The sequence below is a fragment of the Agrobacterium sp. SUL3 genome (assembly GCF_001263295.1).
Taxonomy (GTDB): domain Bacteria; phylum Pseudomonadota; class Alphaproteobacteria; order Rhizobiales; family Rhizobiaceae; genus Agrobacterium; species Agrobacterium tomkonis.
The window spans coordinates 274,578-293,133 of record NZ_KQ414503.1 but is presented as its reverse complement, the minus strand read 5'-3'; the positions used below and the strand labels follow the sequence as shown (position 1 = coordinate 293,133).

General features: G+C 61.5%; 16 protein-coding genes. 2 read left to right on the top strand and 14 right to left on the bottom strand.

All coding sequences use genetic code 11. The features are described from left to right. Window positions 1–49 precede the first annotated feature (49 nt). The 11 genes from AKG12_RS14110 to AKG12_RS14060 form a co-directional block, all read right to left on the bottom strand. On the bottom strand, window positions 50–871 hold the full coding sequence (locus AKG12_RS14110) for an ABC transporter permease (RefSeq protein WP_052819281.1): 822 nt from the start codon (window positions 869–871) through the stop codon (window positions 50–52). Then, entirely contained in the window at window positions 868–1,818 is a 951-nt protein-coding gene (locus AKG12_RS14105; protein WP_052819280.1) for an ABC transporter permease, read from the bottom strand. The genes AKG12_RS14110 and AKG12_RS14105 overlap by 4 nt, the downstream gene beginning before the upstream one ends. 194 nt (window positions 1,819–2,012) lie before the next feature. Then, window positions 2,013–3,548, bottom strand: coding sequence for an ABC transporter substrate-binding protein (locus AKG12_RS14100; protein WP_082178860.1), 1,536 nt, complete (start codon window positions 3,546–3,548; stop codon window positions 2,013–2,015). 182 nt (window positions 3,549–3,730) lie between these two features. After that, window positions 3,731–4,633 (bottom strand): LysR family transcriptional regulator, encoded by a 903-nt coding sequence (locus tag AKG12_RS14095; protein ID WP_046800906.1) that lies wholly within the window; start codon window positions 4,631–4,633, stop codon window positions 3,731–3,733. A gap of 258 nt (window positions 4,634–4,891) precedes the next feature. Next, window positions 4,892–5,641: an ABC transporter ATP-binding protein gene (locus AKG12_RS14090; RefSeq protein WP_052819278.1), complete on the bottom strand. Its 750-nt coding sequence runs from the start codon at window positions 5,639–5,641 to the stop codon at window positions 4,892–4,894. Beyond that, on the bottom strand, window positions 5,638–6,474 hold the full coding sequence (locus tag AKG12_RS14085) for an ABC transporter ATP-binding protein (RefSeq protein ID WP_052819277.1): 837 nt from the start codon (window positions 6,472–6,474) through the stop codon (window positions 5,638–5,640). Before AKG12_RS14085 ends, AKG12_RS14090 begins: the two co-directional genes overlap by 4 nt. Beyond that, window positions 6,471–7,403: an ABC transporter permease gene (locus AKG12_RS14080; RefSeq protein WP_052819276.1), complete on the bottom strand. Its 933-nt coding sequence runs from the start codon at window positions 7,401–7,403 to the stop codon at window positions 6,471–6,473. Before AKG12_RS14080 ends, AKG12_RS14085 begins: the two co-directional genes overlap by 4 nt. Then, window positions 7,400–8,467, bottom strand: coding sequence for an ABC transporter permease (locus AKG12_RS14075; RefSeq protein WP_003499026.1), 1,068 nt, complete (start codon window positions 8,465–8,467; stop codon window positions 7,400–7,402). The genes AKG12_RS14080 and AKG12_RS14075 overlap by 4 nt, the downstream gene beginning before the upstream one ends. Window positions 8,468–8,485: 18 nt before the next feature. Then, complete coding sequence (locus tag AKG12_RS14070) at window positions 8,486–10,126, bottom strand: ABC transporter substrate-binding protein (RefSeq protein WP_052819275.1); 1,641 nt, start codon at window positions 10,124–10,126, stop codon at window positions 8,486–8,488. 50 nt (window positions 10,127–10,176) lie between these two features. After that, window positions 10,177–11,232 carry a dipeptidase gene (locus tag AKG12_RS14065; RefSeq protein ID WP_052819274.1) on the bottom strand — a complete coding sequence of 352 codons (1,056 nt, stop codon included), beginning with the start codon at window positions 11,230–11,232 and terminating at the stop codon, window positions 10,177–10,179. Window positions 11,233–11,437: 205 nt separating this feature from the next. Further along, window positions 11,438–12,145 (bottom strand): phosphoribosyltransferase, encoded by a 708-nt coding sequence (locus AKG12_RS14060; protein ID WP_052819273.1) that lies wholly within the window; start codon window positions 12,143–12,145, stop codon window positions 11,438–11,440. A 211-nt stretch (window positions 12,146–12,356) separates the two neighbouring features. Between AKG12_RS14060 and AKG12_RS14055 the strand changes: the two genes are divergently transcribed. Next, the gene (locus AKG12_RS14055) at window positions 12,357–13,529 is read left to right on the top strand and encodes a M20 aminoacylase family protein (protein ID WP_052819313.1); all 1,173 of its coding nucleotides are present in this window, start codon (window positions 12,357–12,359) and stop codon (window positions 13,527–13,529) included. A gap of 24 nt (window positions 13,530–13,553) precedes the next feature. On the opposite strand, the gene AKG12_RS14050 is transcribed toward AKG12_RS14055, so the two are convergent. Next, window positions 13,554–14,801, bottom strand: a complete 1,248-nt coding sequence (locus tag AKG12_RS14050) for an MFS transporter (RefSeq protein ID WP_052819272.1) — start codon at window positions 14,799–14,801, stop codon at window positions 13,554–13,556. Between the two features lie 92 nt (window positions 14,802–14,893). On the opposite strand from AKG12_RS14050, the gene AKG12_RS14045 reads away from it, so the two are divergent. Beyond that, window positions 14,894–15,817, top strand: a complete 924-nt coding sequence (locus AKG12_RS14045) for a LysR family transcriptional regulator (protein ID WP_052819271.1) — start codon at window positions 14,894–14,896, stop codon at window positions 15,815–15,817. Between the two features lie 27 nt (window positions 15,818–15,844). On the opposite strand, the gene AKG12_RS14040 is transcribed toward AKG12_RS14045, so the two are convergent. Beyond that, window positions 15,845–17,638, bottom strand: coding sequence for an adenine deaminase (locus AKG12_RS14040; protein ID WP_052819270.1), 1,794 nt, complete (start codon window positions 17,636–17,638; stop codon window positions 15,845–15,847). Beyond that, a complete protein-coding gene (locus AKG12_RS14035) occupies window positions 17,635–18,555 on the bottom strand; it encodes a nucleoside hydrolase (RefSeq protein WP_052819269.1) in 921 nt (306 codons plus the stop codon). The genes AKG12_RS14040 and AKG12_RS14035 overlap by 4 nt, the downstream gene beginning before the upstream one ends. Between the last annotated feature and the right edge of the window lies 1 nt (window position 18,556).

Sequence of the window (18,556 nt, the reverse complement as noted above, 5' to 3'; positions counted from 1 at the left end):
TCGTCTCGTCAGAAAAACAGGAAATAAGGGCGATATCGGCTTGAAACGGTCAGCTGGTATCGCGCGGGTCCAGCAGGTCGCGCAGGCCATCGCCGAGAAGATTGAGGCCGAAGACGGCGAGCGCGATCGCAAGGCCGGGCATGATGGCGAGCCAGGGCGCCACACCCAGATAGGTCTGGGCGTCCGCGAGCATCCGCCCCCAGGTGGCGGCGGGCGGCGGCATGCCGAGACCGAGGAAGGAAAGGCCCGCTTCCGTCAATATCGCAAGACCGAGCTGGATCGTCACCTGCACGATGATCTGGTTGGAAATATTCGGCACGACATGAAAGAGCGTTATCCTGGCGCGGTTCTGGCCGATGCTGGTGGCGGCGGTGACATATTCCCGCGACCATATCTGCAACGCCGCCCCCAGTGTCAGCCGGGCAAACACCGGCACCATGAAGGTGGCGATGGCGATGATGGCGGTAAAACGGCCCGTGCCGATGAAGGCGCCAAGCATCATGGCCGACAAGATTGGCGGCACGGCGAAGATGATGTCGCAGATGCGCATGACCACGGTTTCGGTGAAACCGCGCAGCGCCGCAACCGCAACGCCGATGGTCGTGCCGATAAATGCACCGATGGCGACGGCGGCGATGGAGGTGGACAGCGAATTCCACGCACCGGCCATCAGCATGGACAACACGTCGCGGCCGAAATGATCCGTGCCGAGACCGCCATACACGAAGGGCGATTTCAGCTTCTGGACGATCTGCATCTTTGTGGGGGACACCGGCGTCCAGACCAGCGACAGCAGGGCAATGGCGACCAGAAAGACCGTGACGGCGATGCCGACGGCAAAGGCGGGGCGGCGGCGGAGCAATCGCATCATCGCGCACCTGTCCGCAGTCTCGGATCGATGAAGAGATAGGCGATATCGACCACGAAATTCATGGTGATGACGAGCGCCGAGAAGAACAGCACGACGGACTGCATGACGACGATATCCCGCTGGGTCAGTGCCTGATAGGCAAGCCGCCCGAGACCCGGCAGGTTGAAGACATTTTCCACCAGTACCGCACCGGCAATGAGGAAGGTGAATTGCAGGCCGATCATGGTGACGACGGGGATCATCGCATTCGGCACCGCATGCCGCCACAGCGCCACCCGCTCGCTCAAGCCCTTGGCGCGGGCGGTGCGCACGAAATCCTCGTTCATCACTTCCAGTACCGCCGAGCGACAGACGCGGGTAAGGACACCGGCCTGCGACAACGCAAGGGCGATTGCCGGAAGGACCAGAGCGGTGAAACCTGCCAGAAAGCTAGGCGTCCAGCCGGGAAAGCCGCCAGCCGGCATCCAGCCGAGCGTGGTGGAAAAGACGATCATGAGCAGCAGCCCGACCCAGAAACCGGGCACGGCAATGCCGACATGTGAAAACAGCCCGGCTGCGAAATCGACCGGCCCGTTGCGGCTTCTCGCAGCCGCCACACCAAGCGGAATGGCAATAGCGACCGAAAGGCAGACCGCCAGCAGCGCAAGCGGCAGGGTGACGGCCAGCCGCTCGAGGATCAGCCCAGCTACCGGCACGCCATAGGTATAGGATTGCCCGAGATCGCCCCGGAAGACGCCCGCAAGCCAGTGGAGATAACGCAGCGGCAGCGGCTGATCGAGGCCCATCTGCTTCTGCAGGGCGGCCAGCGTATCGGGGCTCGCCGAAGTGCCGAGCATGATGGCCGCAGGGTCACCCGGCAAGAGCCCCATGACGAGATAGATGATGAGGGAAACGGCAAACAGGGTGATGACGAGGCTTAAAAGACGCCGGATGAGGACGGCTAACATCTGGCATCTTCTCCTTGCTTTGTTTCACCTGCGGTCGAAGGTCCAGTTATCTCTCTCCCGTCATTCCGGCCCTGAGCCGGAATCCAGCCGACGCGCGTCTGCGCGGCGGAGAGAGCCCTTTCAGCCCAAGGACTTGGGCTGGCTGGATGCCGGATCAAGTCCGGCATGACGGAGGAAACGGGTGTCGACAAACGTCACTCTTCCCAATGCACATCCGTCAGCACATTCGAGGGAATGGGCTCGTTTTCCCAAAGCCCCTTCACCTTCTTGTCCCACACGCCAAGCTTCGGCATCACGAAAAGGAACAGTGCCGGCACGTCGTCGGCGAGGATTTTCTGGGCTTCGCCATAGAGCTTTTCCTGCTCGCCGGCATCCGCCGTCTTTTCGACATTCGCCACGACCTCGTTGAAGGCCGGGTTCTTGTAATTGAAGTAATAGGGGTCACGCGCATAGATATCGATATCCATCGGCTCGGCATGGGCAATGATGGTCATGTCGTAATCCGCGCCTTTCAAGACATCCGCCACCCATTTTGCCGGGAATTCGGTGGTTTCGATGGTCATCGTCACGCCGATTTCGGCAAACATGGCCTGCAGTATCTGCGAGGTGCGCTGGGAATAGGCCATCTGCGGCGCCTTGATGGTGAAGCTGAACCCATCCGGATAGCCTGCCTCGGCAAGCAGCGCCTTCGACTTGTCGATATCGAAAGGATGCACGCCGGTGGTGTCGATATAGCCGCGGTCATTCGGAGTGTAATGGCTGCCAATGGCCGTGCCGAAGCCGGACCAGGCGCCTTCAATGACAGTGCCGCGATCCACCGCCATCATCAGCGCCTGGCGCACGCGCTTGTCGTCAAAGGGCTTGCGGGCATTGTTCATGCCGGCCACGACCTTCAACTCGGTATTGCCGACGAAGGTGCCGAGACGCGCATCGCCATCGAAGGAGGTCATCAGTTCCGGCGCGCCGAATTCCGGGAAAGCATCGATATCGCCGGATTTCAGCGCGGCGGCCTGCGCCTGCGGGTCGGACACAAAACGGAAGGTTGCCTTCTCCAGCTTCACCGCGACCGCCTTGTCCCAATAGGCGTCGTTCTTCTGCAACTCCACCCTGTCACCCTTGGCCCAGCTCGCAAATTTGAACGGGCCGGTGCCGACGGGTGTGGTGCGGTTATTCTCCGCGCTTTTCGGCGCCACCATCACGGAGGCAGGCCAGCCGAGCCAATAGAGAAGGCTGCCGGCCGGCTGCTTCAGCTTCAGCACCAGCGTTGCGGCATCCGGCGTCTCGATACTGTCGATGGCGGCGAAGAAGCGTTTCTGCGGATTGACCGAGCTTTCACCCCGCGCCCGATCCAGCGAAAATTTGGCGATAGAGGAATCGAAAGCCTCACCATCATGGAAGGTCACGCCCTTGCGCAGCTTGAACGTATAGGTCTTGCCATCAGGCGCAATTTCCCAGCTTTCGGCAAGCTGCGGCTTCACCTTGCCTTCGCTGTCGATCTTCACCAGACCTTCGAAGACATTCTGCCAGGTGACCTGACCGATGGCGACGGGGGCGGCAATGGTCGGATCGAGACCGGCCGGCTCGACGGCCATGCCAAGCGTCAGCGCGGTTTTCGACGCGGCTTCGGCAACCGTTGCCGAAAGCGGCAGAGAGAGAGCCGTGCCCAGTGCGAGGCAGAGCGCGGCGCGGCGCGAAAGCGTTGCCGCCTGCGAAAGATAAGTGCGTGGCATCATTGTCCCCTGTCTGGCGGCCGGGGCATTTTTGCCCTTCCAAAGACCACCCGTTGCAAAAAGAGTGTCATGTTGCAGGCGCACACACAATCTCGATTTTTGTGTGCTCCGTGTAGCTGAAATGGCTACACGGAAATGCGGATGGAAATCAACCTCTCGGACAGAGACATGGGACTGCCCGCTTACCCCGCCGTCGCCTCGCGCATGAAGCGCTCGATGAAATCAGCAAGCTTGGAAGCGGCGAAGGACAATTGCCGGTCAGGAGCAACACAGAGATCGATCTGGGTGTGGATGCCCTTCTTGCCGGCAAGGGGTATGGCGACCATCTGGCCACTGCGGATTTCACGCGCGACCGAAAGCGCCGGCAGCAGCGTGGCGGCGGCGTGGCCCAGCACCAGCTCCTTCAGCATTTCCAGCGAGCTGGTGATGAAGACGGGATCGAGTTCGATGCCCGCATCGGCAAACAGCGTGTCGAAGGCCTGACGCGCGGCAAAACTCTTGTCCGGCAGGGCGAGCGGCAGGCTGGCCAGCTCCTTCAACGAGACTTCCGGCTGGGCCGCGAGCGCATGGCCGGCCGGAAAGATGACATCATAGCTGATACGGGTGCGCGAGCGCACTTTTACGCCGGAAACCTTTGGCGCGAACAGGCTGACCACCAGATCGGCCTCCGCCGCGCCCAGCGCCTCCATAGCCTGCCGGGCGCTGGTGATATGCACCTCGAAACGCAGTTTCGGATATTTGAGGCTGAACTGCGCCAGCACCGGCGCAAGAAGATTGGCCACGGTTGCGCCATTGGCATAGACCGTGACCCGGCCGCGTTGCAGCCCCTTTAGGTCATCGATCAGCTGATGCACATGGTCCAGCTCGCGCAGCGTCTTGCCGGCGCGGGCGGCGAGCAGTTCGCCTGCCGCCGTCAGTTTCACGCCACGGCTGGAGCGCTCCACCAGCGGTGAGCCGAAATAATATTCGAGGTTCTCGATCTGGCGGCTCACCGCTGTCGGCGCGACATTCAGGTTTTCCGCAGCTGCGCGCATGGAATTGGTGCGGACCAGCTCGTCGAAATACATCAATGCGCGCAGTTGCATGAGGTGGATACCTTGTTCGGGTGGGCAGGTGTGGGGGCTCACCATATCATCGCAGCGTCGCGAGAAAATACCTCACCCAGGAAGATCGCTCGTGAAAGCAAAGCTCACCGCTTGTTTCTTCTCCCCGAGGGGGAGAAGTCCGCGGCAGCGGGATGAGGGGGCGACGGCAGAGATATACGGAGAGCTTGTCCCCTGATCTGCCCCTTCGGGGCATCTTCTCCCCCTCGGGGAGAAGAAAAAGGAGGCATCCTCGCGCCATCACGCGCGCTTGAAGCCCTCGCTCGCCACAAGCAGCTGCCTTGTATAATCCGCACTGAATTCGCGGCTTTCCAGCGCCTCCGCCTCCAGCATTTCCACCACCTTGCCGCTCTTCATCACCGCCAGACGATCGCACATATGGCTGATGACGCCGAGATCGTGGCTAACCATGACGAAGGTCAGGTTACGGTCTTTGCGGGCCTGTTCCAGCAGGTTGAGGATTTCCGCCTGAATGGAGGCGTCGAGCGCCGAGGTCGGCTCATCCAGCAGCAGGATTTTCGGCTCGACGATCAGCGCACGCGCGATGGCGATGCGCTGCCGCTGGCCGCCGGAAAGCTGGTGCGAATACCGGAAGCGGAAACCGGAACCAAGGCCCACCTCGTCAAGCGCACGGGCGATACGCTGCTCGCGATTGTCGAGACCGTGGATGACCAGCGGTTCGAGCAGCAGCGCATCCACCGTCTGGCGCGGATGCAGCGAGCCATAGGGATCCTGAAACACCATCTGCACATCGCTATAAAAGCTCTTGTCGCGGTGCTTGCCGGAATAGGAGCGCCCGGCCACCATCAAGGAGCCTTCATCGAAATGGTTGAGACCGGCAATGGCGCGCAGCAATGTCGACTTGCCGGAACCGGATTCGCCGACGATGCCGAAGGATTCACCCTCGGCCACATCAATGCTGACGCTGTCGAGCGCGATGTAACCGTCGAAATCCACCACCATGTCGCGAACGGAAAGAACTGAACTCATGCGCGCCACTCCGGCTTGCGTTCCAGAACCGGCAGCGGATGCCGGTGGCCGCCAATTTCCGGCAGGCAGTTCAGCAGGCCCTGCGTATAGGGGTGCTTCGCCTCTTTCAGATTGGCGGAAGCAAGCTCTTCCACCACCTTGCCGGCATACATGACCAGAACGCGGTCGCAGAAAGAGGAGACGAGGCGCAGATCGTGGCTGACGAAGATCAGCCCCATGCCGCGATCCCGTACCAGCTTGTCGAGAATGTCGAGCACTTCCAGTTGGACCGTCACGTCGAGCGCCGAAGTGGGTTCGTCGGCGATCAGAAGCTCCGGGCCGCAGACCAGCATCATGGCAATCATGACACGTTGGCCCATGCCGCCTGAAACCTCGTGCGGGTAAAGATCGAAGACGCGCTCGGGATCGCGGATCTGCACCGCTTCCAGCATGGCGAGCGTGCGCTGGCGCGCCTCGCTGGAGCCGATATTTTCATGGGTGCGCAGCGTTTCCATGATCTGGCGGCCGATTGTCATGACAGGGTTCAGCGAATATTTCGGGTCCTGCAGGATCATGGCCATGCGCTTGCCGCGCATGAGTCGCCTTTCCTTCGCCGAAGCGTTGAGAAGATCGATATCCCCGAAGCGCAGGGCATCGGCCTCGATGCGCGCACTTTTCGGGGTCAGCCCCATGATGGCGCGGCCGGTCTGCGACTTGCCGGAGCCGGATTCGCCGACAATGCCGAGGCGTTCGCGTCCCAGCGTGAACGAGACACCACGCACCGCCTCCACCAACCCGGTGCGGGTGGGGAAGGAAACGCGCAGGTTCTCGACAGTCAGAAGCGGTGCGCTCATTGGTTCGCCTCCTTGGGGTCCAGCGCATCACGCAGGCCATCGCCCAGAAGGTTGAAACCAAGGCTGACGATCAGGATCGCAATACCCGGCATGGCGGCAACCCACCATTGATCGAGAATGAAACGGCGTCCGGAAGCGATCATCGCGCCCCATTCCGGCAGAGGCGGCTGCGCACCAAGGCCGAGAAAACCGAGACCGGCGGCGGTGAGGATGATGCCCGCCATGTCGAGCGTGACACGCACGATGAGCGACGACATGCAAAGCGGCATGACGTGTTTCAGGACGATGCGGAAGGGCGAGGCCCCCATGAGCTTCACCGCGGCGATGAAATCTGAGTTGCGGAAGGTCATGGTCTCGGCGCGTGCGATGCGCGCATAGGGCGGCCATGAGGTGACCGCGATGGCGAGCACGGCGTTTTCAATGCCCGGCCCAAGTGCGGCCACCAGCGCCAGCGCCAGAACCAGCTTCGGAAAGGCAAGGAAGATATCCGTGATGCGCATCAGAACGGCATCGACCCAGCCACCGGCATAGCCCGAGACGGTGCCGACGATGAGCCCGATGGGTGCCGCGATGATGGCCACCAGCAGCACGACGAAGAGGGTCAGCCGGGAGCCATGAATGAGACGCGAGAGAATATCGCGCCCCTGATCATCCGTGCCGAGCAGGTAACCTCCCGTCCCCGGAGGCAGAAGCCGGGCATTGCGCAGATCGCCCTGCACCGGATTGTGTGGCGCCAGCACATTGGCAAACAGCGCGACGAACAGCAGCGCAACAATGATGCCGAGGCCGAGCAGCGCCAGCCGGTTTTCCGAAAAGCGCCGCCAGATGACATAGGCCCGGCCAAGGCGCGCCTGTTTGCGCGAGGCCGGCCGGTCGGAGAGCAGCCATTCGCGGCTGTAAGGTTTCAGTGTGTCAGTCGAAATCGTCATCGGCTGCGCGTCCTTGGATCGAGCGTCCGGTAAAGCAGATCGGAGAAGAGATTGATGCCGACAAAGATGGCGCCGATCACGATCGTGCCGCCGAGAACGGCATTCATATCCGCATTCTGCAGGGAATTGGTGATGTAGAGGCCGAGCCCCGGCCAGGCGAAGATGGTTTCGGTCAGCACCGAACCTTCCAGCAGGCCGGCATAGGACAGCGCAATCACCGTGACCAGCGGCACGGCGGCGTTGCGCAGCGCGTGGAACCAGATGATGCGGGTTTCCGAAAGCCCCTTGGCGCGGGCCGCAACGATATATTCCTGGGCGAGCTCATTCAGCATGAAGGAGCGCGTCATGCGGCTGATATAGGCCAGCGAAAAATAACCGAGCAGAGAAGCGGGCAGGATGATGTGGCGGAAGAGATCCCACAACACGTCCCATTGCCGCTGCCAGATCGCGTCGATCAGGAAAAAGCCCGTGACCGGCGTGAAGGTGAATTCATAGACGATATCCATGCGGCCGGGATAGGCAACCCATTGCAGCCGGGCGTAAAACACCAGCAGCGCCAGAAGGCCGAGCCAGAAGATCGGCACGGAATAACCGATGAGGCCGATGACGCGCACGACCTGGTCGGCAAAGCTGCCGCGCTTGACGGCGGCAAGGACGCCTAGCGGTATGCCGAAGACGGCACCGATGATGGTGCCGATCGTGGCCAGCTCAATCGTCGCCGGAAACACCCGCTTGATGTCCTCCATGACAGGATTGGTGGTGAGGACGGAGATGCCGAAGTCTCCCGAAAGCGCCTGCTTCAGATAAAGGAAGAACTGCTGCCAGAGCGGCAGGTTGAGGCCGAGCTGCTCACGCACCCGCTCGACCACATGCGCAGGCGCACGGTCGCCGACGATCGCCAGCGCGGGATCGATCGGCACGACGCGGCCAATGAAAAATGTGACCGCCATCAACCCCAGAAAGGTGGTGATGACGGTGACGGCGAAGCCGAGAACGGCCTTCACACGGGCGTTGGCACGGCGTTTGCCCTGCCTCGCCCGGCTGTTCGTTTCAACGATGCTCAAGAGACCGATCCTTCCGGATCATTCCTTGGAGATCGTATAGACGTAGTTGGTGTCGAAGCTCGGTCCGAGCTTCAGACCCTTGAGCTTGGCGGAATAACCCGCCACTTCCGTCTGCTGGAAGATGATGACGAAGGGACCCTTCGCCAGAACTTCCTTCTGCAGGTTCTCATAGATGGCGGCACGCTTGGCAGTGTCCTTTTCCAGCAGCGCCGACTGGGTTTCCTTGGTCAGGTCAGGAACGTCCCAGGCATTGCGCCAGGCGAGCGTCTTGTTCTTGCCCTCATCGGAATTGTCGTAGTTGATGGTGAAGGTTTCAGCATTCGAGTTCGGATCGAAATAGTCCGAACCCCACTGGCCAATGTAGATATCATGGGTGCGGGCGCGGTACTTTGTCAGCGTCTGCTTGCCGTCGCCCGGGATGATTTCCAGCTTGATGCCGGCCTGCGCCAGCGTCTGCTGCACGCTTTCGGCAATGCCGGTCACCGGCTGCGTGTTGCGCACATCCATGGATACGGTGAAGCCGTCCTTCAGGCCAGCCTTGGCGAGAAGCTCCTTCGCCTTGGCGACGTCGAGCTTGTAGGGGTTCTCGTCGAGCGCACCGAGCTGGCCCTTCGGCAGGAAGGTCTGGTGGACTTCGCCGATGCCCTTGATGATCGTCGCGCCGATCGCGTCATAATCGACGAGATATTTGAAAGCCTCGATGACCTCAGGCTTCTTCAGGTTCTCGTTCTTCTGGTTGAGGCTGAAGTAATAAACGGTGCCCTTCGGCGCAGAGGTGACGGCAAGGCCTTCCTTCTTGGAAACGGCTTCCATATCGCCGGGCTCGAGGTTGCGGGCAACGTCGATATCGCCGTTTTCAAGCGCCAGACGCTGGCCGGAGCTTTCCTTCATGTGGCGGTAGACGACGCGCTTCAGCTTCGGCTTCTCGCCGTAATAATTCGGGTTGGCTTCGAGGATGACCGCCTCGTTGGCCTTCCAGCCAAGGATCTTGTAGGGGCCGGAACCGGCATAACCGGTCTTCAGGAATTCATTGCCGAAATCGGTGTCATATTTGTAATCGGCGCTGGGCGTGACCGCCTTCGCCTTTTCGGTGATGAGCTTCTTGTCGACCACCGAAGCGACAGTTGCCGTCAGCACGTTCAGCACGAAGCTCGGCGCATAGGGCTTATCGACGGTCAGTACGAAGGTATTCGCATCCGTCGCCTTCGCCTTTTCGTTGACGTTATCACCCTTGAGGCCGAACTGCGTCAGAAGGAATGCCGGCGACTTGTCGAGCTTCACGGCGCGCTCGAAGGAAAAGGCCACGTCATCAGCCGTCACCGGATTGCCGGAGGCAAATTTCAGGCCCGACTTCAGCTTGAAGGTGTAGGTGAGGCCATCCTCGGAGGTCGTCCAGCTCTCGGCCAGATCGCCGATAACCTTGGACGTGTCGTTGAGATCGATGGAGACCAGCTTGCTGTAGGTGTTGCCGGTAACTTCGGCGGCGGACAGTTCGAACGCTTCGCCCGGATCAAGCGTGATGATGTCGTCGATGGCAAAACCTTCGACCAGGGTATCGGCCGGCGTGGCGGCGAAAGCGTGCGGAGCCGGCAGCATCATCAGCGACAGAGCGGCGCTGGTGCTGAGAATACGCATGGATTTGTTGAGCGATTTGATCATAGGATCTCCCCTTTTGTTATAAGATTGATTTCATTCGCTATAGGGCGTCTTCAGGCCGGTTCGTGCCAGGCCTGGGACAGAACGCGCAGCCAGTTTTCCCGGCAGATTTTGGCCAACTCCCCGTCACCGTAGCCTGCCGATTTCAGCGCCGCAACCAGATTGTGGTTGCCGCTCGCATCCGCAATGCCAACGGGTACTGTCGCGCCGTCGAAATCCGATCCGAGCGCCACGCAGTCGATACCCATGCGCTCCACCATATAGTCGATATGGCGCACCATGTCGGAAAGCGGCGTGTCGGCAATGTCGCGCGCATCCGGCCTGAGCATGGTCACGGCATAGTTGAGACCGACCAGACCGTGACTGTCCTTGATGGCGTCCAACTGGCGGTCCGTGAGATTACGGGCAACGGGGGTAAGCGCGTGCGCGTTGGAGTGACTTGCGATCAGCGGCTGGTTGGTGGTCTTGGCCACATCCCAGAAGCCTTTTTCGGTGATATGCGCGAGATCGATGAGAATGCCGAGCCGGTTGCATTCCTTCACCAGCGAAAAACCGGCATCGGTGAGACCGGGCGCAGTATCGGGCGACATGGGATAAGAAAAGGGAACACCATGGCCGAAAACATTATGCCGGCTCCAGACCGGACCGAGCGAGCGCAGGCCGGCAGCATAAAACACCTCGAGCGCATCGAGATCGGCACCGATCGCCTCGCAGCCTTCCATGTGCAGCACGGCGGCAAAAACGTCCTCGGCAAAGGCCTTGCGAATATCGGCCGTGGAACGGCAAAGCCGCCAGGCGCCAGCGCGATCGAGCCTCAGCGCAATTGCCGCCTTCTCCATGGCAATATCGAGCGAAGGCAAGCGCTCCAGCGGCGCGGCGAGCGGCGTGTCATAGTGACCGCTTTCGTCGGGTTCCTGCAAGATGAGGTCGCCGGAGGGGATATAGATGGCGCAGATTCCGCCGCCAAGACCGCCGGCCCTGGCACGCGGACCATCGATATGACCTTCGCGCGTGCCGTTCTTGAATTCCGCAACCGGATCGGCACCGGCCTTGCTGTTGCGCCACAATCGAAGCAGCACATCATTATGACCGTCGAACACTGCATGCATGGGAAGAAATTCCAGTAAGCGGCAAAACCAAAGGGGGCGGGCAGACGCCGGAATGACACCGAACGAAAGCAAATCGGCGCGTTTTTCGCCGAGCGCTATAATCTGTCGAAGGTGATCTTAGGACGATCTCTCGCAGCTTCGCAAGACGCAAATTAGGCAATGATGAAATTATCACCACTTGCGTTTTGCCGGAATTTGCGCAACGTCAAGCCAGCCAGCCATCATGCGCTTTCGTCAACAGCGGCGTTGAAAAAACACCCCTCACCCGCTCCGGCCATTCCGGCCCGAAAGCGGCGATTTTCTGCCGCCAGCGATCCGATTGCAGCATGGCCGCACCGATGACAACCGGCTGAATGCCGGACGACGCGAGAAGTGAAAGACCTGAAATGATGGAGCTGCCGCTGGAGAGGACATCATCCACCAGAGCCACCCGCCTGCCCTCGATGAGCGGCAACATGCGCGGATCGATATAAAGCCGCTTTTCCTGTTTGGTGGTGATGGAGGACATCGGCACCGACAGTTCCTCCAGATACCAGAATTTGCGCGACGTGCCGAGCGGCACGTAACGGGAATGGCCGAGATGGCGGGCAACGGCGGCGGCGAGCGTCAACCCCAGCGTCGGCAGGCCGATGACGGCATCCGGCTCGAAGGTGGAAAGCTTGCGGGCAAGATCAGCCGCAAGCACTTCAAGCACCTCAAAAGACGCCTGATTGACGATGAGCGAGGCAAGCGCATGTTCACCATCCGCGAGCGGCCTTATCGGCAGGCAAATCTGCCTTCCGTCATCGAGTACTGCAGGAAAGAAGGTGGAATGTGGCCCGGCCGTTTCAAATGTGCGGGGAGCAGCTATCGCCTGCCAGAACTCATGAGGAGCGGCCGGGGACTGGGTATCGGGCGATGCGGATGACGGCATCGGTTTTCCTTTCAGGACCGGGATGGCGCAAAGCGGACGCGGTTTTTTCAGCCACGCCGACCCCGTTCGGCATATTCAGCATTTCAGCAACCGCACACATGCGGCGGGTTCATTTCATTGGCTTTTTCAGCTAGAAGGAAACAAAGCAACAGGCATTCGGACGAACCCACCTATGACTCGGGTTTTTCCCATATTCAAGGACAAGCTGCCCATGAGACTGCTGGACCGGATCGGTGAGGACCTGCCATTCCTGACGGAGCTGCGCCACGACCTGCACGCGCATCCCGAACTGGGCTTCGAAGAGGAAAGAACCAGCGCCATCGTCGCCGATCTTCTCGAGCGTGCCGGGCTGAAGGTGCATCGCGGTCTCGGCGGCACCGGCGTGGTCGCCACTTTGCAGGTGGGCAACGGCACCCGCAGCATCGGTCTTCGCGCCGACATGGATGCGCTTGCCATGCCGGAGGTTCCCGACCGGCCCTATAAATCGAAATTTCCCGGCAAGATGCATGCCTGCGGCCATGACGGCCACACCGCCATGCTGTTGGGTGCTGCACGTTACCTCGCAAAGACCCGCGATTTTTCCGGCACCGTGCATTTCATCTTCCAGCCGGCCGAAGAAGGCCGTGGTGGCGCGAAGAAAATGGTGGAGGACGGGCTTTTCTCGCTGTTCCCCTGCGATGCCGTTTATGGCCTGCACAATATGCCGGGGTTAGCCATCGACGAGATGGCGGTGGTGGAAGGCCCGCAGCTTGCCTCTTCCGACCGCTGGCGCGTGACCTTCAAGGGCATCGGCACCCATGGCGCCAAGCCACATCTCGGCCGTGACCCCATAACGGCGGCAGGCACCTTCCTCGCCTCACTGCAAACCATAGTCGGCCGCGTCGTCGATCCGCTGCAACCCGCTGTGGTCAGCGCCTGCTCGGTGCAGGCGGGCGACCCGAAGGCGCTCAACGTCATTCCCGATCTCGTCGAAATCGGCGGCACGGCGCGCGCCTATGCGGCTGACGTGCGCGACCAGCTTGAAACGGAAATCGGCAGGCTCGCCAAGGGCACGGCGGCGATGTTCGGCATTGAGGCAAGTTACGAATTCATCCGCCGCATTCCACCCGTCATCAACGATGCGGATGCGACGAAACGGGCGCTCCGGGCCGCCAAAACCGTCTTCGGCAACAAGGCCCGCACCGCCTTCCCGCCCTCGACCGCCGGCGACGACTTCGCCTTCTTCGCGGGCGAAGCGCCCGGCTGCTATGTCTGGCTGGGCAACGGCCCGGCGGTGGATGGCGCGCTGCACCACAATACCTCGTATGACTTCAACGACGCGGCAATCGTGCCGGGCGTGGCGTTCTGGGCGACGCTGGTGGAGCAGGAACTGGCGGCGGAGTGACGCCCCGCCCGGCGCGATGGCCGCTCAGGCGCGCCGCGCGCCCGGGCGAGCGAGGCTGGCTAAAATTCCGGCAAGCGCGCAGCCGGCGGTAATCGCCATGATGCCGGGCCAGCCGGCATGGATCCAGAACCAGCCGCCGACCCAGCCGGTAATGCTCGCTCCGCAATAATAAAACAGCAGATAAAGCGCGGAAGCATGGCTTTTGGCGGCGCCCGCATTGGCGCCCACTCCGCTGCTGGCAGCCGAATGCCCGATGAAAAATCCGATGGTTATCGCCGCAATCCCCGCCACGATGAGAATGATGCTCGAGGCGAATGTGAGCAGGATACCGGCAAGGATGGTGGAAAAGGCAACCACCAGCATGATCCGCCGGCTGAACCGGTCTACCAGCGCGCCGCCATAGGAGGACGCGACGATGCCCAAGGCGAAGGTCAGGAAAATCATGCTGACGGCGGTGCGGCCCAATTCGTAAGGCGGCGCGACGAGGCGAAAGGCGCAATAGTTGAAAACGGTGGTGAACACGCTCGTCAGCATCGCGCCCAGGAAATAGAACCGTCGAAGTTCCGGGTTTCCAAGATGTTGCGCCCATATTATCAGATGATTTTTAAGCGGCATGTGCTGCGGCCGGAAATTCCGCGAGGGCGGAAGCAGCAGCAGGAAGCCGATGGCCGCGAGGATGCAGACCGCCCCCAACGCATACATTGCCACCTGCCAGGAGGTATAAGCGGACACCAGCCCCATGCCGACGCGTCCCGCCATGGAACCGAAGGCCGTGCCGCCGACATAAAGCCCCATTGCCTTGCCGAGACTGGAAGGTTCGATCTCCTCGGCTAGATAAGCCATGGCGACGGCCGGAACGCCGCCGAGCACGAAGCCTTCCAGCGCGCGGGCCGCAAGCAGCCATGCCCATCCTTGCGTGCTTGCTGCAATGATATTGGCGATGGCGGCCAGCATCATCGAAACGAACATCAGATTTCTGCGGGTGAAGAGCTGGGCAAAAGCGCCGCTGAGAAGAATGGCGAAGGCAAGCGTTCCCGTCGTCAGCGACAGGGCAAGCGATGCGGTTGCAGGGTTGATGCCGAATTCCGCCGGAAATTCCGGGAGCAGCGGCTGCACGCAATAGATCAGCGAAAAGCTGGCGAAGCCCGCGAGGAAAAGCGCCCAGCTCGCCCGGCGAAACTGGCGGCTTCCCTGCCGTATCCAGAGCACATCCGGCGGCTCCTCCGTCATGACGATCGGCGGGGGGAAATCCTGTTTTTTGAGCTGGCGCATCGGGTTTGTCCTTTTCGCTCCCAGCTATAGCGCAGCTCTGTCTTTCATTCTAATATATGGAAGGCGTTCCCATCATATCTGGATCTAATATCATGGAACTCAGGCACATCCGCTATTTTCTGGCCATCGCCAATGAAGGCAGTTTTACGCGGGCGGCAGAACATCTGGGAATCGCGCAGCCGCCGCTCAGCCAGCAGATAAAGGTTCTGGAACAGGAAATCGGCGTGAGGCTATTCCGGCGTCTCGCGCATGGCGCGGAACTGACACCGGCGGGCCATGCCTTTCGTGCTGCGGTGACCCATATTCCGCATCAGGTGGGCGAAGGTGTCCGGCTCGCACGCAGGGCGGCGGCCGGTGAAACCGGCATTCTGAGAATAGGTGTTACAGGCACGGCGGCGCTCAATCCCCTGGTTCCGGCCTGCATCCGCACCTACAGACGCCAATATCCCGACGTAGAACTTCAGGTGATGGAGGCAGCCGCCCTGGCGTTGACGCCGGCCCTGCTCGAAGATCGGCTGGACGTGGCGCTTTTGCGCCCTTCTCAATCCGATCCCGATACATTGCTTGAGGAAGTGCTCACCGACGAACCGCTTCTGGTCGCCCTGCCGGCATCCCATCCGCTCGCGCGGCGCGGCACCGCCATAGACCTGATGGAATTGCGCGACGACCCTTTCATTCTGACGCCACGCAACGTCGGCACCAGCCTTCATGATGCATCGATAAAAGCCTGCCAGGAGGCCGGTTTCACGCCGCGCCTCGGGCCGGCGGCACCGCAAATCGCCTCGATATTGTCGCTGGTCGCGGCCGAACTCGGGGTTTCCCTCCTTCCGGAATCCGTCGCGCAGGTCAAGATGCAGAACATCGTCCTGCTTCCCTCCAGCGGCCCGCCGCCGCGGCTTTCCATATCGCTGGCCTATCGGCGCGGAACGACATCGCCGGTGGTGAAGAATTTCGTGTTGGCGGCGCGCATTGCCGCACGCGAAACACAGACGCCTGACGTGACCGGCGTCGAATAAACCGCAGCCCGCAGATGCGGGCCGCCGCTATTCGAGAACGGCAATCACCGGGCTTTCCATCACCTTGCCCGTCAAAACATCGGCAATGCCCATATCCGTCTGGTGCGGGCCGATATTGCAGGCGAGCGTGGCGCCGAAGCAGGCCTTGAAGACAAGATAGGGCGGCTGCCATTCCACCACCCTGCCGACGGCTTCGCGCAACTCTTCGAAAGCCTTTGCCACGTCTTCAAGCGGGGCATCGGAAACGAGGCCGGAGAGCGGGAGCGAAAGCAGCGCAGTCACCTTGCCTTCGGAGGCGACAGCCATGCCGCCGCCTGCCTTTATCACTGCATTGGCGGCGAGCGCCATGTCCTCGGCATTGCCGCCGAAAACGGTGAGGTTGTGGCTGTCGTGCGAGACGGTGGTCGCGAAGGCGCCGTTCCAGTTTCCCCAGCCGGTGAGGAAGCCGGTTCTGGTGATCGGCTCGGCCATGCCGTGGCGATGGGTGACGGAAATCATCGTCGCGCCTTCGGGCGGAATAACGAAACCGTCTTTTATCGCAGCCTCCGTTTCTCCCCATTGGGTGAAGCGCGGGCGGTCGATGGTGGCAAGGCGCACCTTCGCGCCTTTGGATGCGACCCGGAAATCATCGGGTTCACGAAGCGGCAGCTTCATCGAGCCTTCGAGCGCGGTTGCGTGGCAGGCAGGGATATCCACAAGCATGCGGCCGCCTTCAGCGACAGCCCTGCCATTCGCGATCACCTGGCGGGCCGCAAAACCGCTCAAATCCTCGAAGATGACGATATCGGCGCGACGACCGGCGGCAATGAGGCCGAGATCGGCACGGCCGAGCCTTTGCGCGGCATTGAGCGTTGCGGCGCGCAGCGCCCATTCGGGCTTCAGGCCATAACGGACAAGGCGGCGCACCACATCGTCAAGCCCACCGCCCTGCAGCAGGTCATCCGGGAACACATCGTCGGTGCACAGCGTCACCGTCTGCGGCAGGTGGCCGAGCGCATTCAGCGCCTGCACGAATTCCGGCAGAAGATGGTCATGCGAGCCGCGCAGCTCAATGGTCATTCCTGCCCGCAGTTTCGCCATCAGGTCTTCGCCCGAGACCAGCTCGTGATCGGAAGAAACGCCCGCCGCCATGAAGGCGTTGAGATCGGCATCTTTCAGGCCGCGGGCATGGCCGCAGACCAGTTTTTCCGAGGCAATCCCGGCCTGTACGATGCCGCTCATGCGCGGATCGCGCTCGATGACGCCGCGCATGTTCATGATTTCCGCAACGCCGCCAACCTGCGGCCACGACAATATATCGGCAAGAATGGCGGCGTCGAAATCCGCACCGCCGCGCTCCAGCCCCGGAGCTGATGGCACGCAGGAAGGGGCGAGCAGAATGGCGCGCAGGGGCAGGTTTTCGATTGCCTTCGCCGCCCAGCGGACACCATCGACGCCGTGCACATTGCCGAATTCATGCGGGTCCCAGACGATGGTGGTAACGCCACGGGCAACCACGGCCGCCGCGTAGGCGGCCGGTGTGACCATCGAGCTTTCGATATGCATATGTGTGTCGATGAGGCCGGGCGAGACAAAAGCACCGGCAGCATCGATGATGCTTGCAGCGTCGCTGCGGCTGGCGGGCTCATGGACGCTGGCGATCAGCGGGCCGACAATGCCAATATCGGCGGCGCGAAGGTCTCCCGTCACCACATCCACCAATGTTCCGCCGGTGATGAGGACGTCGAAAGGCTGGTCACCGCGCGCAGCGGCAACGGCGCGGGTGCGCAGTGCATCGTCGGCAAGATCAGCCGGCTCTCGTATCGGGAATTGCGCACTCATCGGGCGGCCTCCCGGCGCAATGACTCGAGAACGGCAACCTTTGTGCCTTCAGCATCAACGGTTTCGGCGAAGTGCGCATTAAAGGTTTCCACCTTGTCGGCACGCGCCTCGACCACCGTTCTGCCTCGGGTCAAGGCGGAATGAAGCTCAATATCGATCCGCGCCTGCCGCCAGCCGATGAGACCGGACGTGAAGGCAACGGCGGCCACGGGATCATAAAGCGCCATGGCGGCTCGGCCACGGCTGGTGGCGATGCCGATGAAACCTTCCAGCAGATCGGCAATCAGCGCAGCGTTTTTACCGCCGGCATTGCGGATCGGCAGCACATCGGCCGGCGAGGCGGTGACCTTGCGGCAGGCGTCCAGATCGACCATGCGCAGCGGCAGGCCGTGGGAGAGCACGATGGCCAGCGCCTCGGGATCGGCAAAGGCGTTGAATTCGGCCGATGCGGTATGGTTGCCGCTGGTCAGACCGCCACCCATCCAGATGAGATCGGAAACTCTGGCGGCAAGATCCGGCCGGGCAAGGCAAAGCGCGGCGATATTGGTGAGCGGGCCGAGCGCCAGAATGCGCTTTTCGCCTTCCCCCTCCAGCCAGCCGCAGAGCGAGGCAAAGGCATCGCTTTTCGGCAATGCCGGTGCATCCGGCAGGCTTTGGCCGACGGTCGGGATGCCGCTATCGCCAAGGATCGACTGGGCGGTTTCGAGCGCGCCGAGCACGGGCTTGGCACTGCCCTGATGGATCGGCATGGACCAGCCGAACGCGGCAACGGCGCCTGCGGCATTGCCGCAGACCGCCTGAAGCGTCGTATTGCCGAACACCAGCGAAACGCCGTCAATGGCAAGGCCAGACGATTGCACCACCAATATGGCGGCAATGTCATCGAAGCCCATATCGGTATCGATCCACACACCCATG

Coding starts and splice junctions, on each gene's coding strand:
- AKG12_RS14040 (WP_052819270.1), bottom strand. CDS start 17,638: ATGAGTGCGCAATTCCCGATACGAGAGCCGGCTGATCTTGCCGACGAT.
- AKG12_RS14055 (WP_052819313.1), top strand. CDS start 12,357: ATGAGACTGCTGGACCGGATCGGTGAGGACCTGCCATTCCTGACGGAG.
- AKG12_RS14045 (WP_052819271.1), top strand. CDS start 14,894: ATGGAACTCAGGCACATCCGCTATTTTCTGGCCATCGCCAATGAAGGC.
- AKG12_RS14095 (WP_046800906.1), bottom strand. CDS start 4,633: ATGCAACTGCGCGCATTGATGTATTTCGACGAGCTGGTCCGCACCAAT.
- AKG12_RS14065 (WP_052819274.1), bottom strand. CDS start 11,232: ATGCATGCAGTGTTCGACGGTCATAATGATGTGCTGCTTCGATTGTGG.
- AKG12_RS14060 (WP_052819273.1), bottom strand. CDS start 12,145: ATGCCGTCATCCGCATCGCCCGATACCCAGTCCCCGGCCGCTCCTCAT.
- AKG12_RS14080 (WP_052819276.1), bottom strand. CDS start 7,403: ATGACGATTTCGACTGACACACTGAAACCTTACAGCCGCGAATGGCTG.
- AKG12_RS14090 (WP_052819278.1), bottom strand. CDS start 5,641: ATGAGTTCAGTTCTTTCCGTTCGCGACATGGTGGTGGATTTCGACGGT.
- AKG12_RS14070 (WP_052819275.1), bottom strand. CDS start 10,126: ATGATCAAATCGCTCAACAAATCCATGCGTATTCTCAGCACCAGCGCC.
- AKG12_RS14050 (WP_052819272.1), bottom strand. CDS start 14,801: ATGCGCCAGCTCAAAAAACAGGATTTCCCCCCGCCGATCGTCATGACG.
- AKG12_RS14035 (WP_052819269.1), bottom strand. CDS start 18,555: ATGGGTGTGTGGATCGATACCGATATGGGCTTCGATGACATTGCCGCC.
- AKG12_RS14110 (WP_052819281.1), bottom strand. CDS start 871: ATGATGCGATTGCTCCGCCGCCGCCCCGCCTTTGCCGTCGGCATCGCC.
- AKG12_RS14105 (WP_052819280.1), bottom strand. CDS start 1,818: ATGTTAGCCGTCCTCATCCGGCGTCTTTTAAGCCTCGTCATCACCCTG.
- AKG12_RS14085 (WP_052819277.1), bottom strand. CDS start 6,474: ATGAGCGCACCGCTTCTGACTGTCGAGAACCTGCGCGTTTCCTTCCCC.
- AKG12_RS14100 (WP_082178860.1), bottom strand. CDS start 3,548: ATGCCACGCACTTATCTTTCGCAGGCGGCAACGCTTTCGCGCCGCGCC.